Below are 15,580 nucleotides of genomic sequence, written 5' to 3'. Positions count from 1 at the left end.
CTTATTAAAATTCATTAATGACATACCCTCACTAATTCATCAAAACATGTCAGATAATATTTCATATGTAATAAGCTGTCTCGATAAAAGAACGATAAACTGATAGAGCACCGTTCTAAAAACCCATTATGAAATGAAATAAAAAAATTTCTGTTTACAACCTCCAAATAATTGCTATTATTTGGACGTTACATATACAGTTTCTCTCCCAATCTCATCCCATCATCCAGCCCCTCTATGTGTCAGCACCACCCAAACCGTCATCAAAATCAGCTTCACATCCACCCCAAGATTCCAGTTATCGATGTACTCATTATCCAGCTCAACCACCTTCTCAAAGTCCGTGACATCATTCCTGCCGCTGACCTGCCACAATCCGGTGATCCCAGGTTTGATACTCAGCCGTTTCTTATGTCTGATCTGATACTTCTCGAACTCATCCACCGTAGGCGGCCTCGTTCCCACCAGACTCATATCGCCCTTCAGCACATTCCAAAACTGCGGCAGTTCATCCAGGCTTGTCTTCCGGATAAATTTCCCAACCTTTGTTATTCTGGGATCATTATCCATCTTGAACATATTCCCCTGCATCTTATTCTTTGCCATCAGATCCTTCTTGCGCTCTTCTGCGTCCGCATACATGGACCGGAACTTATAGATCTTAAACTTTCTACCGTTCTTACCCACCCGTATCTGTGAGAAAAATACCGGTCCCCGGGACTCTATCTTGATCGCAGGAGCCAAAAACACAGTGGCAATTCCTGTAATCACCAACCCGACGATACTTCCAAATATATCCATTGCCCGCTTAATCAGCAGCTGCAGCTGGCTTCTTACATTGGCATCCGAAGTAATTACCGTAAACCCGCCGATCCGCTCGATGCGCTCATTGGGCAGCTTCAGCTCAAAATCCTGCAAATTAATATGTATCCGCACTCCCATGTCCTGGAATGTATTGACGACATCCTTCATATGTTCATAGTCATGGGGCATATCGATTAATACGTCATCCAGCACTCCCAGCCTGGCCGATTCGAACATTTCTTTATAACCGGCATTAACCGGGATACCATCGATCACCTCTCCGACCTGATCTTCGTCCAATATAGCCAGGGAATTAACCTGATAGAACCAGATATCCTTTCCCCTCATCTTACGGATCGAATCCACTGCTTTATCTTTCGTAGTCACAATCATTACTTTAGCGCTTACGATACTCCTTTGGTAACGCTCAACCAGATACCCTTTCAGTAGTACCCGCATCATATAAGTAAGAATTACATTCAATGTGAAAAAATAAAAGAAAACCATTCTTGAATATTCATCACTCTGTTTCGTAAAAAACAGAAAGGAAAGTAATACTACAAGCAGCGCCAGACTGCACTTTATTACATTCTTGTATTCCTGAAAATATCCCCGCCGCAAAATATCTCTGTAGGGTTCCAGTAAGTAGGAAGTGCAGATTATTGTAAGAAACAGCACGATAATCGAAGTTTTATAAACTGACGACTGCTGCCTTAAATCCAAACCATACCTTATAAAAAGTGCCAGGAAAAAAGAGCAAAAAGTACCTGCCATATCTACAATCATAAAATAAAGATATTGCGATTTACTATTCGATGAATTCATACTACACTCACCTATGATCCTTCACGTTTTCTTCTGCGCATCCCTATGGCTGCTTTCATGATTGACTCCTCCCACATCACCATACTATAGCACAATCCGCTATTTTTCACAAGTTTAACCTGTATTCTATGCATATTCTACATGATACCCGACATTTTTTGACATTTTAACCAAATATAGACATTTTGAAATTGTATCATATACAGCCTTTACATCTATCACTGATAAAGATACATGATAAAATATCAGTGTCAATACTAATGCTAAAGTCTCACTACACATCAAAGGAATGATATTTTTATGAGAAAAGCAAACAGGATCCGGGAACTAAGACTGGAAAAGGGAATTACGCAGGTACGCCTGAGTATGGAGCTTGGCGTCACACAGGAAACCATCAGTGCATATGAAGTTGGAAAACATCTTCCAAGCCTGACCACGCTTATGAAACTAAGTGAATTATTTAATGCCAGCATGGATTACATCATGAATCGCAGCGACGTAAGAAACCCGGTGAAAGAGGGAAGCCTTAACTCTGATGAAACCAGAATCATTACTTATTACCGCACATTTGACAAAACAGAGCAGCTCCGTTCCCTCGCTTACATACAAGGGTTGTCTGATTCCCACAAATAATTTTCTGGCCGATCGACATTGACTTCCTCATCTATTTCTTTATAATAGAAATAAAAACAGGTTTCACTTGTATCGGGAGAAAACAATGAAAGCATCGGCCTACCATAAAAAAAACAATGAGAAACAACCTATAAATAGGGAAGAACATCCCAGTCTCTACCTGATTTTGCCCTTTATATTTTCACTTACAATCATACTTTTCCTATCCCTGTCGTCAGGAATCTTTCACAGCTTTCGCGATAATCTATTTAAAATATCTTCCTCATTGCTGTCATCCGAACAACAATTAATGAGTTCGTCAGAATCGGCACAAAAAGCTACCGCTTTACAGCTGGCCGCTGCGCTGGATACTGCCCGCATTACCCGCGATACTCCCGCAGAAACACCTCTGCCGGAACCAGCCGCGATTTCACTTTCGGATATTGCAGTCCCAGAACATGGCGAGAAATTTGGGACAATCTCTTCTGATCATCTGGGCCTGAACCTGCCGCTTCTCTACGGAGATACCAACGCCATTTTAAAACAGGGCGCCGGCATGTATGAAGGGAGCAAGCTTCCCGGTTCCGCCGGGCAGACCATCATCTGCGCGCATAATACAGCAAAATATTTCGGTCCCCTGGAACACGCAGAAACCGGCGATATCATCCACATCCAAACCAGCTATGCCGAATACGATTATGAAATAGCCGAGATGAAAGTCGCCAGTATGTATGATACCTCCACCTATGATCTGGATACTACGGAAGAAACTCTGATCCTATATACCTGCTATCCCTTTTATGGGGCCCCCGGTAAAAAAGACCGGTTATTCATTTATGCTAAACGAATCGCCGGTCCTTCTCTCATCCCATAAGTACTCACTCTTATCAATGCTGGTGATCTGTTTTCCTGATATCACTGAACCGTCAGGGTCAGTTTTTCTCTGTTCGATTTATTCCCATCGGTATCTACCACATATAATTCCAGATGATACACGCCCGGATCGTTCATGTGAAATTCCCCGTCCATCTTAATACTCTTCCAGAGAATTTCCTGGCTGTCCTTATCATCCGTGATCTCCTCTACGAAATTTCTACGAACCAATTCCGTGCCGGCAGGTACGGTCACCTCTGCGGATTTTAATTTTATTTTGGGCGCACCTGGATTTAATGTTTCTTCCGGACTGTCTTCTTCCTGTTCCGAATCTTCCGAATCGTCCTGATTACTCTGGCCGGTATTCGCCACATGGCTGCCGTTAGCTGCCTGTGCGTTATTTCCAGTCTCGTTATCGCCCTGGTTTGCATTGGCTTGGGACCCCGGTTCCTTATCTTCATTATTTTCATCGGACGCATCCGTATGAGCTCCCGCCGGTCCATCGGCGACATAATTGACGATACGGCTTATCTTCGTAATATTGTTCTTCGAATCCTTCGCCGCATAGATGATCTTCGCCTTTTGATTATCGGATAGTATGATCATATTTTCGATGATCAGACTGCCGCTGACATCTCCGTCTTTTTCATCAATGGCGGTGACATCTTTCAGAAGCTCTTTCGTGTCATCACCTTCGTGATATGTGATCATTTCATCGGTATATTGAATGCCAGGTCCCTCCCGATCATCCGTCAGGAAGAAAAAGATAGATACGCCAATCATAATTATGATTAAGGCGGCTATACAGCTTACCGCAATTTTTTTACCCATAGACTACCACCCCGGTCCTATGTTTTTCTTTCGTCGTCTGATTTGATAACGCGATCAGTCTGACCCGTAGTTACCATAATACTTTCCGTAGTATTTTCCATAATACTTTCCGTAATATTTCCCGTAATAGCCATTTTCCCGGATATCTACTTTGTTCAATACAACCCCCAGGATTTTACAATTACTTTTCTCCAGCTGTTCCTTTGTTTTTTGAGCAAATTTATAGCTGATCTGATTCGCGGCGATTACCATCATGGCACCATCACACTGCTGCGCCACGATCGCACTGTCAATCACGCTCCCAAGAGGAGGCGTGTCAATAATCACATAATCATAAAACTCCGGCAGCTGCTTCAGCAGTGCGGTAAAATACCGGTTTCCCAGCAGCTCCGCAGGATTCGGCGGAACCGGGCCGGAGAATACGACAAACAGGTTCTCCACGTCCGTCGAACAGATCACCTGATCTATCGTATGCATACCTGTCAGGTAATGGGTCATCCCTTTGACCCCTTTACTGATCTTATATCGGCCTACCAATACCGATTTTCTCAAATCACAGTCCAGCAATATCACTTTTTTTCCGGACTCAGCCAGTGAAATTGCCAGGTTAAAAGCCACACTGGACTTCCCTTCATTCGGCATACAGCTGGTGACCGCGATCGTTTTGATATCATCTCCACAGAACTGAATGTTGGTCCGCAGGCTTTTATAGGCTTCATTTGTCCGGAAATCCAGACTCGTTCCTTCTTTGATGCTTACCTTCTGCACTTTGTTATTTTCAAAACTACTCTTATCTATCTGCATCCTATTAACCTCTTCTTGCCGTCTTGCTGGCATTTCCACTGGCTGACTTTTTCCTGGTGCCCTTTTTCTTTTTTTCATCCTCCTGTATGGGGATGACGCTAAGTACACTTAAGCCCAGATGCTTTTCCACATCGTCTTCTGATTTGATCGTGTCATCCAGCAGGAATACCGCCAGTATAATTAAGATAGACAAAAAGGCGCCAATTGCTCCGCCGATGACCGTGTTTTTCATGACGTTGGGGCTCACCGGAGCCATTGGGAGATCCCCCTGCTCGATAATATTGGCTTTTTCCGTCTCCATTACCGTTGCAATGGTGTCCACCGAAACCGTAGCCATCGCATCCGCAATACTTTTCGCCCGGTAAGGGTCCGTATCCCGTACAATTATTTTCAGAATCCGGCTGTCCTGGGGCGTCTCCACCGTGATTTTCTCTTCCAGCTGTCCATGGGTCATATCCAGATCCAGATCACTGATCACCTGTTCCGTAACCGGACGGCTGATCACCAACTCCTTATAATCCTTGGTCAACTGGGTTCCGGCGCTTAAGTCCGCACTGGAAACTTTTCCTTCCGTCTGGCGGTTGATGACATAGAGCTGGGTCGTGGACTCATATTCAGGCACAAGGAAAAATTTGCTGATCATCAGCCCCAGCAGGGCACAGCCGATTCCGCTTAAGATAATTATCCAGATCTTGTCCAGCAATACAAAGAATAGCTGGCGAAGATCAATCTCTATTTCATCGTTCGTGTTGTTCACGTTTGTGTCCATGTAAATAACTCCTTTTTCTATAGTTCCTCATTCCATATGATTTTCATCGGATTCTGAAACATCAGTGCCTTCGTGTAATCTTCCCCGTACTTCCTGGTCAGATAAGCGGCACAAGCCTGCATCCTGGGCGCTCTTGATCTGGTGCTGTGTGCATCGGTAGCTACAAAATGAACATAGTCCCTTTTCAACAGTTTTCTGGATATCTGCTTCAGCTGATATCCGCTTTCGCCCGTGATGCTGTCCGCATTCACTTGTATGCCGACACCCAGCTCCAACAGCTCTGCGATCTGGTCTAATTTCTTACATACTGCATGATACCGTTCCGCATGAGCCAGTACCGGACGATATCCCTCCAGTATTATTTTATATAAACCATCCCTGACAAAACTAAATTCAGAGGATACGGAAAATTCCACCAGTATATATTGGGAGCCGGCCAGCGTGCAGATCCTTTTCTCCTGTATCGCTTCCAGTGCTTCCATACCAAAATATATCTCATTCCCCTGTACCAGCTTAAGCTCAGGAAAGAAACGGCTGATCTCCTCCTGGGCCTTATTAAGCCTCGCCCGCAATTTCTCTTTCGGACACGCGAATCGTCCTGGCCGGAAGTGAGAAGTGGCAAATATGGTACGAATCCCTTCCCGATAGGCAATCTCCGCCATTTTGAGAGTTTCTTCCATATTACGCGCACCATCATCAACCCCTGGCAGAATATGGGAATGAATATCTATAAATTCCATCATTTAAGTTTTAACACCATCCTGTCCGCTATGCTCTGCCCTTCAGGAAATGAATGACTCCCAGTAAAACTCCTGTCGTCACGCACCATACGGCACCGATAATAGCAATACACATCAGTGCTCTTTCTATATAGGTTGATACAAATAAATAAAAATATTCCGGTTCCAGATTAATTCTCTTATAAAAACCATTCAGCAGCGCGACCAGAGGCGGTACCCCCGACATCAGAGCCGCTGCGATCGTACTGTAAGTTATAAACCGAACTCCCCTGTGTTTGAATCTCTGCATACGGATCAGTAAGAAAATACAGGCTGCCGACAGTATAAGCAGAGCCGGTACGGCAATTTTCATTACTTTTACACCTATATCCTTGATTTTGACAAAGTAATGCAGGAACGGTACTTTCGCGTCCTGTTCAAACTCGTCCGTAATCATTTTGATATAATCCGTTTTGTTCTGCTGCTGTTCCTCTGTCAGCACCAGATTTTCCTCTTCCAGATACGCTTCAATATTCGCATTCAGCTTGTCCTCCATCGTCTTGAGAGAAAAGCTGTAATCCTGGTTTTTGAAACAGGCATTCACGTAATTCTGTACTTCCTGATACACATATTCAAGCGGCGCGATCCCCTCGGTCACTTCAGTGGGAAGCCCGCTCGGCAGAGTCAGAGACTCCGCAGTATCATAAAAATATGACTGCACACTTTCATAATATCCGCTCTTATTCAAGTCATCCAGTATAAACGCCGGATTGAGCCCTCCTACATAAACGCCTGACAGATAAGATGCAAAAGTCAGGAGCACTGATAACAGAAAGCTTAAGATACTGGAAAGCAGGAATACTCTTCTTTTTCTTCTTTTTCGTTGATCTGCCATAGTTTCCTCCTACTCCACCACAGGCCCTGATATCTTATCCGCATAGACAAACAAACGCTCCTGTTTGGTAATCCCCACCAGCATTTCAAATGGATAACAGGTGTACATGATCAGCTGCTCCTTGTCCTGCAGCAGATCATAAGCGGTATCATCCAGATGATGCGCCACCCTGGTCCCCGTCACCTGATATTCATATACCCCGTAACTGGTCTTAATGGTCACCACATCACCCTCTTTAATTTCCTGAAGCGGCTTAAAATATGTCGTGTTATGGGCAGCCAAAAGAAGGGGTCTGCCGAATCCCGGGAAAAAGCTTCCGGTATACTGACCTACTCCTGCCTTCAAAATCTGATTTGTGTCCCCATAATAAAGTGGTCCGTCAAGTCCGATTCTCTCGCAGCTGATCTCGCCATACTGCTGCCCCACTCCCGGCAGCTGTAAGCTGTCAAAGGGGATTATATTTTCATCGCTTTGCGCTGCGGTCGGCTCTACATAGATCGAATTCAGTTCTCTGGAAAAATTCGGGACTTCTGAAGCCACGACCATGTTCGCCACCTGATAAGTCAGGTCTATCACCGGCGAAAGCGCTGTGATCACCAATACACAACCGATAACAGTAAAAATTAATGGCATATAAATATATGCCATTAATCTTTTCCATTTTTTTGCGATAGCCATAAAATTAAGCTTCTCCGTTTAACAGATCTCTTTTCTTCGCATATACGCCGCAAAGCACAACGCCTGCTACTAAGAGGATCATAACAGCTGCAGTAGCATTCAGATTCAGACCGGTCTGCTTGATAACGCTATCGGTGCTGATAGAGCTTCCGCTTCCGCCATTATCGGAAGAACTGCTAGATTTATCCGGGATATCTGCGAAGATTTTACCATTCGCATCTACTTTGACCGTGATACCTACATCCGTAGCTTTTTTTGCTAAGGTCTGTACAGTTGCAGCCTGATAAGCTGAATAATCAAATCCTTCTACATTCTTCAGATCTGCCAGCTTAGCAACACCATACTGATTCATCTGTGTTTTTGCATCTGTGGCAGCAGCACTCATCGCATTGGAAAGTGCCTGAATCTGACCGTCATTCAAACCATTTACTACCAGGAAAGCTTCAGCCTGGCTGTAAGCACTCTTGAATGCTGCAGAAGCGTCTGTGTCAACGCCGAGTGCTTTCGCATGAGCGACTGCCTCGTTTAATAACTTCTCTTCACCCTCGCTGATGCCTGCAGGTGCTGCAAATGCTGTCATACACATACCAACTGTCATGACAGCGGCTAATAAAAATACTGTAATCCGCTTTATACTCCTCACCTATCTCTACCTCCTTATTCATTTTGCCCAGCTGTTTCCAGCCGAATTATGTAAGTATAGGTTGTACTTGTATAATCAGTATTATAACCTCTAACCCCATTAAATTCAACCTAAATTTTTCAATTTTACCAAAATAACACATATTTATCTGTAAAATTTCACCAACTGTCGTTTTTTCATCACAATTGGAATGTGACTCTAATGTGATCCAATTCAATGCAATAATTACTTATAATCTTTCGGTGAAACCCCCGTGTGTTTTTTAAAAAAATGGGAAAAATATGTAGTATTTTCAAACCCTAACGCATCCGCCACCTCATAGATTTTCATATCTCCGCTGCTGAGAAACTCTTTCGCTTTCTCTATTTTCCGCTGGTTCAGGGTCTGTATGATCGTCCGCCCGGTGGCTTCTTTGAAGATGCGGCTCAGGTAACTGGAACTGGTGCCGATAGCCCTGGCGATCTCCGCTACAGATGCGCATTTTTCATAATGTCCGGCTATATAACTCTCACAGTCCATGATCAGACTGTTGCGCCGGTCTGCGGCCTGATGGATTCCATCGGCTGTATGGCGGATGATTCGTTCCATCAGTTGGATGTAGTCTTCTGCCAGCTGGCATTCATAGATCTGATGTGTGATGCTGTGAGGCAGCCCGGTGGCCTCATACAGGGTTTTTCCATAGCTGCTCAGATATTTCCGGCAATTGTTCTGAACCTGGATTCCTGAATTTTTGATCATATTCGCGGTGTATCCGCAGTCTTTCTGGCATTCCAGCACCTGGCGGAAGATCTTAAGCGCCTCATCTGCATGTCCCTTCTGTATTTCCCGGCACAGAAGCTCTGTTTTTTCTTCCGCCGCTGCACAAAGCAGCTCACTCCTGCCCGGTTCCTCCTGATAAAAATTTATTTTGATCCGCCGGTCCAGAAAATCTTTTCCAAGGGCGTATTCCGCCTCTTCATAGGCTGCTTTGATCCCGGCCGTACCCTGCCACAGGCGGCTGATGCCGATATACACCTGAAGTCCCATGAAGTTATCCATCATGTCGGTGATCTGCATACATTGCCGTCGAAGCTGCTCCTGATACTCTTTGCCCAGACCGCTTAAGAATACGGCCGCCATGTTCCTGCGGACCAGTACACCCTGGAGCAGCTGCCGGCCGAAGACCATCGCATAAAAATTCATGAGGCTGTGATATATCTTATCCCGCCGTTCCCGTTTTGCATCAGCTTCCAGACGATACTGAAGCACCAACACCACGAACTGCTCCATATGAATATCCAGTTTTTCCAATTTTTCAGCGATCTCCCGGGAGTCATAAACAGACCCGTCCAGAATTCCTTTGAACAGGTTTTCCGCCAGCGCTGTCCGGTCGGTCTTGCTAAGCATCTCACTGCGTTCTTTTAATGCCTGCTTTGCTTTTTCCACAGCTGCAATCAGTCCGTCAAAGGCTCCCGTTTTTGTCACATAATCCACCACATTATATTTTACCGCCGATTGTGCATAGGAAAAATCCGCATAGGCGGTCAGAATAATCACTTTTATGGGGAGTTCTTTCTCCATGATATATTTTGCCACTTCGATTCCGTCTTTCACCGGCATGCGGATATCCGTGACTACGATATCCGGCTTCTCCGATTCCAAATGGTCGATCAGCTCCTGCCCGTTAGCCGCCACATAGACCACTTCACACTGCAGCTCCTGCCAGTTCGTCAGCGTCGTCAGTGCTTTTCTCACGATCGGTTCATCATCTGCCAGCATTACCCGATACACCATGTCCGTTTCCTCCCTCCTCACCTTCCGGTTTTTCGTAAGGAATCCGGATTCTGATCCGGGACCCTTTCCCTTTTTCGGAGTAAATTTCTATACCATAGTTTTCTCCGTACATCAGCTGTATAATATGATGTACATTATTCAGGCCCACCCGGTTATGGCCTGCTTCCCTTCCAGTCTCCGGCAGAGGCAGCAAAATCCCGCCATCCTGGCCAAATCCCATTCCATTGTCTGTGGTATCGATCCAGATTTCATTCCCGCACTGATAGATTTCCACCCGCACAAATCCATTTTCGGCTTTTGGCTCAATCCCATGTACCACAGCGTTTTCCACAATCAGTTGTATACAGAGCTTAGGGATAAACATTTCCGTCAGTTTTTCATCCGACACCTGAATCTCATAGCGCAGCCGCTCCCCATACCGGAAACTCTGGAGATACAGATAATACTGTACATATTCCAGTTCCTGCTTCATCTGCACCTTCTCCGTGTCTTTCCGATAGATCTTCGCCTGTATCAGCTGGGAAAAGGAGGTAATCATCTGGAAGAGTTCTTCGTTCCGGTCCATCTTGGCCTGTAGGGCAATGGTATTCAGTACATTGAACATAAAATGCGGATTCATCTGGCTCTGCAGGAACTTTAATTCCATTTCCCGGATGGACAGCTGTTTTTCGTATACCTGGCTGATCAAATGGCTGACATAGCTGGTCATGTCATTGAAGGTGCGGCTGATCTCATAGAACTCCTCGGCTTCATAATCCGGCAGCTTTGTATCGAATTTGCCTTCCTGTACCAGCTGCAGGTTTCTGGTTACCTCCTTAAGCGGCCTGGTCAGCCGGCAGATAATGAAAAAAAACAGCGCCGCAGCCGCTATGGTAATCAGAAGGATGATACCCACATATAGTTTTACAGAATCGAACATCAGGGCAAAGGTCTGATTCTCCGGCATCCCCACTGTCATGCGCAGGTTCATCCCCAGTTCTTCGCTGTAGACACGGTAAGCCCTGCTGCCGATCACCGTACGGTACGGGACGTAATTCCATGTGTTCTGAAAATCGGACAGATTCTCCTTAGTGACCGCCCCCTGCTCCCCGGCGATCTGATTCCCGTTCCGGTCATAGACCATCCAAAAGGAGTTCTCGTATTGATGGATATCCTCCATCATCGTATCAAAAGAATCCTTTTGGATCACGTAGATCAGCGTACCTGCCGGATTCATATTCGCATCGTTCAGAAGAAAGGCCAGATAGATCCGGTCCCCGACGGTAACATAGGCATAATCCTCCGCCGGGCTCCTCTGTTCCTTATCAAAACGCGCAAAGACTCCGCCGGCCGCCTGCAGCCTGCTCTCAGCCTCCGAATAGATCATGGAATAGTAAGATGTCCGGAGCACGGTCTGGTTTTCGGAAAACAGATAAATCTCCTCTACAATGGGCAGATTGGCTCCATTCGTATTTTTCTGGCTGCTGATATCCGCCACTTTCCCGAATGTCCGCTCCACCTCCTGTCCGGCAGTTACATACCCGTTCGATTCATCCCCAGTCGACTCATCCTCGTTCGACTCATCCCCGTAAGATTCGTACCCGGGCCTTTCACCGGCGGACGCATTTTCTGCGGGCGCATGGCGATTCATTTCCAGGTACCCCATGATCTCATCGGAATCCCTCAGTTTTAATACCACCTGCTCCAGATATTCAATCTTGTCCGCCATATTATGACTGGTTTCTGTCAGGAAAAAATCAATATCATGATCAATATATTTACCCATAATCATCCAGACGGACACCGCAAATATAGCGCCGCACAGAACCAGCGCCGATACCGTGATCCCCAGATTGATGGATATCATCTTCGTCCGCAGGGACGTCCTTTTTTGTCTTTTTGCCATTACAGAAGATCCTCCTGGGCGGAACTACTATCTTCTATTCTATCATACCTGTAAACTGTGGCAAATAGATTTCGTTGGCCGAAAACATTTCATCCACCATCTGACGGATTTCTTCCATACTAAGCACCGCGCTGGTCAGCGGATCGCCCAGCACTGCATAATAAACCAGGCGCCGGTCTCCCCGGATACATCCCTTCACAGCCAGTTCCTCACTGCTGGCCGCCGTATGAATCAGCATAGCCAGCGGCTCGGGCAGCTCCCCCACCGGCCGGACATGAATCCCTCTCTCATCCGCCGTGACCGGCACCTCCACACAGCAGCCGTCGGGAAGATTGGTAATATACTGTTCGTTGCGGACATTGCCGTTAAAAGAAAACGCCTCCTGATCCCCGAACAATGCGTTGAAAATACAGGCCGCATATTCCTGGCCCCGCTTCAGATCCACCTGGTCTTTGGCAAGCCACTCCTGAATATCCTTTTTCCATTCATTGGTCCGTCTGAAATATTCATTCAGGATGCAGGCGTGTACCCCCGGATTCCAGCCTGTGGAATGGGTACAGTAAGTTTCCAGCAGATCCTTACGTTTGCGGAACCAGGGATAGTATTCCGAATTGTGGCCGGAGCTCTCCGTCGGATAGTAGCCCAGATGCAGGAATAATTCATTGCGCACCTGTTCTTCATTATAAATCCCGGGGCGCGCCACAGCCTCCCGGATCAGCGGATATGCATCCTGTCCGTCCACCTCATATTTCAGGTAAAAAGCCTGGTGATTGATACCTGCACACAGATAAGAGATCCTTTCCATGGGTATTTCGATCCAGTCCGCCAGCATTTTCGCGGTGTGCTGGACACTGTGGCAGAGTCCCGTAATTTTTACTTTTGTCATTTCCTGCAGGTAACGGCAGTTTAACGCCATGGGGTTCGTATAATTCAGCACATAGGCATCCGGGCAGTATTTCTCAATATCCCGGCAGATCTCCAGCAGTACCGGCGCTGTCCGCAGGAACCGGAAAATACCGGCCGGACCTCTGGTGTCGCCCACGCACAGATCCACGCCATACCGGAACGGAATCTCAATATCCGTCCGGAAAATTTCCGGCCCCGCGCTTAAGATGGTAATGATGACACCATCTGCCCCCTCGAGTGCCTGCCTGCGGTCCGCCGTCGCTTCGATCACCGCCTGATATCCCCCGGCCAGTTTGATCTTTTCACAGGCGGACCGGCTGAATGCAAGCCGCTGTTCGTCGATATCCATCAGACAGATCCTGGCGTCCTGAAATGCCGGGAACGTAAACAGATCTCGCACCAGTTCCCTGGTAAAATCAAAGCTTCCGGCTCCGATAAATGTAATTTTTTTCATAGGCTATATACCGCTCCTCATATATCTGGCTGTATGGATTTATGTTAATATCCCAGCACTTCAGTTTAATGTAATAAACGCATCCAGCCCCTTCGGCTCATCCGGGTTTCCGCCCAGCACCATCGCTTTTTCAAAAGCCAGTATCTGGCAGACGAAGATGAATGGGATTCCATTGGCGATCCACGAGATATCTCCGTCTATCTTCACATTTACATCCACTCCCGGCAAATCCTCTTTCAGCTCCGGCCGTTTTGGCGCCGACACCGTAACCACCGTCCCGCCATGCCGCAGCAGCTCCTGAATCAAATCCTTCTGGAGTTTTTCTTTCCCATCCTGGGCAAAGACAATGGTCAGCGTTTGTTCCCCGTTCAGGACCATTGGGCCATGCCGGTAGTCCAGCAGGTGAAAGCACTGTCCCGGCACCATGGCGATCTCTGTAAATGCCAGCGCACCTTCTTCGCCCAGACCATGTAACGGCCCGTCAGCCAGAACTACAGCGTGATTCCAGTTCTTTGCCGCGGTCTCTTTTAAAACCGGACGATACTGCCGCGTGTAACATTCATTTGCATCCACCACTGCCGCCAAGTCAGCCAGCAGCTGATCCTCCTGCCTATAGTAACCAAGCAGCATCGCCAGCGCCAGATACAGATTCGTTACAGTCCGGGTCTGGCAGACACTCTGATCGTAACACCAGTCCATCGTGAGATCTGCATCACTGTAAGGCATAATGTCATTCTGGTCCTTCATGGAAATGGACAGAACCGGATTACCGTATTGTTCTTTGATATGGGCTGCCGACCGCACGATCTCCGTGGTCTGACCCGACCGGGACAATGTTACAAGGATACTATCCCGCATCAGTTCTTTATAATATTCCGGATGGATCAGATAATCCCCTCCGGCCAACGCGTTCGCCGTTGTACCCGCACAAGCTCCAAACATACACTGAGCGCTCTTTGCCAGCATATAACTGGAACCGCAGCCCAGGAAAACAAACCTGCGCAGGGGATAGCGGCTGAAAAAATTCTCCAGCGCTTCCCTTCGCCCAGTCATATATTCCCATGTCTTTTTTAATGCCAGATGCTGGCTCATGATTTCATTTTCCGTCAGATACATGTGATAACCTCCGCATTTTTTCTTTCTGATTCCAATAATTCTGCCGTAAGCTTCCCGTCACCGAATGATGAGGCCAGCAGCAAAGCGCCGCAGGCCGGGTCCAGTCTGGGTGGAACCAGGGTGACCGGATACTCCGCCAGCTTCTTCTGAAATGGTACCATGATACAGTCCCCCGCCTGGAAAAGACCCCCGGAGCAGGAGACCAGGCAGGTTCGTTCGTCAAACAGCTGCCGGTATACCCCACCCACGATCAGGCTTAATTCCTCCGCTGCTTCCTCATAGAGATAGGATGCGGCCACATCTCCCGCCAAGGCAGCCTCCTTTAAAATCAGCTGCAGGGACGCCATTTTATCACGGCTGGGCACGTACTCCTCCTCAATCTTTTCGATAATCTCCACATCCCGCGTAAGCTGCAGATGCGCTCTCACCAGATAATACAGCGCTCCTTTGGGAAGCCTCTCGTCCGCTTCCTTTGCGAAATATTCAATGGTCCGTCTGCCAATCCAGTTACAGGAGCCTTCGTCGGAAAAGAATTCACTCCAGCCTCCGGCCTTAGCCGTCTTTCCCTCATCATTTACCCCGAATCCGATCGAACCGGTACCTGCCACCACATTGATCCCCGGCTGCATTCCCAGAGAACCGGCCCATCCGGCCTGGGCATCATTTACCACCCGGATATGGCAGGAGGCAAGCTCCTGTTTTATGTCATTCTCAATCTGCCGGTCATATTCCGGAAACTCTCCAAATAACGGCATTCCAAAGCACCCGTAGTATTGGGCACGCTCCTTTAGCCCCGCCTCTTCCAGCAGATCATGGATTCCCCTGCGCAGCAGCTCCACCACACCGGAGATCCCGATCTGTTTGTGGGAGGCACTGCCATACCGTTTGCGGGCCAGTATTTCCCCCGATTCATTGCAGAGGATAAAATCGGTCTTTGTCCCGCCGCCGTCGATTCCTATATAATAGCTCATAGTTCCTCCTCCCGCTATTCCG

Annotated in this window: 15 protein-coding genes; 2 read left to right on the top strand and 13 right to left on the bottom strand. The window is 47.1% G+C overall.

Features of this window, described 5'->3' with window-relative positions; all coding sequences use genetic code 11:
• Positions 1-222: 222 nt before the first annotated feature.
• Positions 223-1,578 (bottom strand): sugar transferase, encoded by a 1,356-nt coding sequence (locus tag ABC831_RS03360; protein ID WP_343246894.1) that lies wholly within the window; start codon positions 1,576-1,578, stop codon positions 223-225.
• A 351-nt stretch (positions 1,579-1,929) separates the two neighbouring features.
• Between ABC831_RS03360 and ABC831_RS03355 the strand changes: the two genes are divergently transcribed.
• Both ABC831_RS03355 and ABC831_RS03350 read left to right on the top strand, forming a co-directional pair.
• On the top strand, positions 1,930-2,262 hold the full coding sequence (locus ABC831_RS03355; RefSeq protein WP_343246824.1) for a helix-turn-helix transcriptional regulator: 333 nt from the start codon (positions 1,930-1,932) through the stop codon (positions 2,260-2,262).
• Positions 2,263-2,551: 289 nt separating this feature from the next.
• Positions 2,552-3,115 carry a class D sortase gene (locus ABC831_RS03350; protein ID WP_343246823.1) on the top strand — a complete coding sequence of 188 codons (564 nt, stop codon included), beginning with the start codon at positions 2,552-2,554 and terminating at the stop codon, positions 3,113-3,115.
• Positions 3,116-3,156: 41 nt separating this feature from the next.
• Here the strand turns inward: ABC831_RS03350 and ABC831_RS03345 are convergent, their stop codons facing one another.
• The 12 genes from ABC831_RS03345 to ABC831_RS03290 all read right to left on the bottom strand — a co-directional run bounded on the left by ABC831_RS03345 (position 3,157) and on the right by ABC831_RS03290 (position 15,558).
• Entirely contained in the window at positions 3,157-3,945 is a 789-nt protein-coding gene (locus ABC831_RS03345) for a hypothetical protein (RefSeq protein ID WP_343246822.1), read from the bottom strand.
• A gap of 54 nt (positions 3,946-3,999) precedes the next feature.
• A complete protein-coding gene (locus ABC831_RS03340) occupies positions 4,000-4,749 on the bottom strand; it encodes a polysaccharide biosynthesis tyrosine autokinase (RefSeq protein WP_343246821.1) in 750 nt (249 codons plus the stop codon).
• 4 nt (positions 4,750-4,753) lie between these two features.
• On the bottom strand, positions 4,754-5,518 hold the full coding sequence (locus ABC831_RS03335) for a YveK family protein (RefSeq protein WP_343246820.1): 765 nt from the start codon (positions 5,516-5,518) through the stop codon (positions 4,754-4,756).
• Between the two features lie 17 nt (positions 5,519-5,535).
• Positions 5,536-6,261, bottom strand: coding sequence for a CpsB/CapC family capsule biosynthesis tyrosine phosphatase (locus tag ABC831_RS03330; RefSeq protein WP_343246819.1), 726 nt, complete (start codon positions 6,259-6,261; stop codon positions 5,536-5,538).
• 25 nt (positions 6,262-6,286) lie between these two features.
• The gene (locus tag ABC831_RS03325; protein WP_343246818.1) at positions 6,287-7,132 is read right to left on the bottom strand and encodes a hypothetical protein; all 846 of its coding nucleotides are present in this window, start codon (positions 7,130-7,132) and stop codon (positions 6,287-6,289) included.
• A 9-nt stretch (positions 7,133-7,141) separates the two neighbouring features.
• Positions 7,142-7,765 (bottom strand): class D sortase, encoded by a 624-nt coding sequence (locus ABC831_RS03320; RefSeq protein WP_343246817.1) that lies wholly within the window; start codon positions 7,763-7,765, stop codon positions 7,142-7,144.
• Between the two features lie 49 nt (positions 7,766-7,814).
• Complete coding sequence (locus ABC831_RS03315) at positions 7,815-8,453, bottom strand: hypothetical protein (protein ID WP_343246816.1); 639 nt, start codon at positions 8,451-8,453, stop codon at positions 7,815-7,817.
• A 225-nt stretch (positions 8,454-8,678) separates the two neighbouring features.
• A complete protein-coding gene (locus tag ABC831_RS03310; protein ID WP_343246815.1) occupies positions 8,679-10,226 on the bottom strand; it encodes a response regulator in 1,548 nt (515 codons plus the stop codon).
• Complete coding sequence (locus ABC831_RS03305) at positions 10,198-12,111, bottom strand: sensor histidine kinase (protein WP_343246814.1); 1,914 nt, start codon at positions 12,109-12,111, stop codon at positions 10,198-10,200. The genes ABC831_RS03310 and ABC831_RS03305 overlap by 29 nt, the downstream gene beginning before the upstream one ends.
• Positions 12,112-12,145: 34 nt before the next feature.
• Positions 12,146-13,471 (bottom strand): alpha-galactosidase, encoded by a 1,326-nt coding sequence (gene melA / locus ABC831_RS03300; RefSeq protein ID WP_343246813.1) that lies wholly within the window; start codon positions 13,469-13,471, stop codon positions 12,146-12,148.
• A 60-nt stretch (positions 13,472-13,531) separates the two neighbouring features.
• On the bottom strand, positions 13,532-14,587 hold the full coding sequence (locus ABC831_RS03295; RefSeq protein WP_343246812.1) for an SIS domain-containing protein: 1,056 nt from the start codon (positions 14,585-14,587) through the stop codon (positions 13,532-13,534).
• A complete protein-coding gene (locus ABC831_RS03290) occupies positions 14,578-15,558 on the bottom strand; it encodes an N-acetylglucosamine kinase (protein WP_343246811.1) in 981 nt (326 codons plus the stop codon). Before ABC831_RS03290 ends, ABC831_RS03295 begins: the two co-directional genes overlap by 10 nt.
• Between the last annotated feature and the right edge of the window lie 22 nt (positions 15,559-15,580).

This window comes from Diplocloster hominis (genome assembly GCF_032380655.1).
GTDB classification, from domain to species: Bacteria; Bacillota; Clostridia; order Lachnospirales; family Lachnospiraceae; genus Diplocloster; species Diplocloster hominis.
Note: the sequence above shows the minus strand (reverse complement) of the source record. Positions and strands in the feature narration are given on the sequence as shown.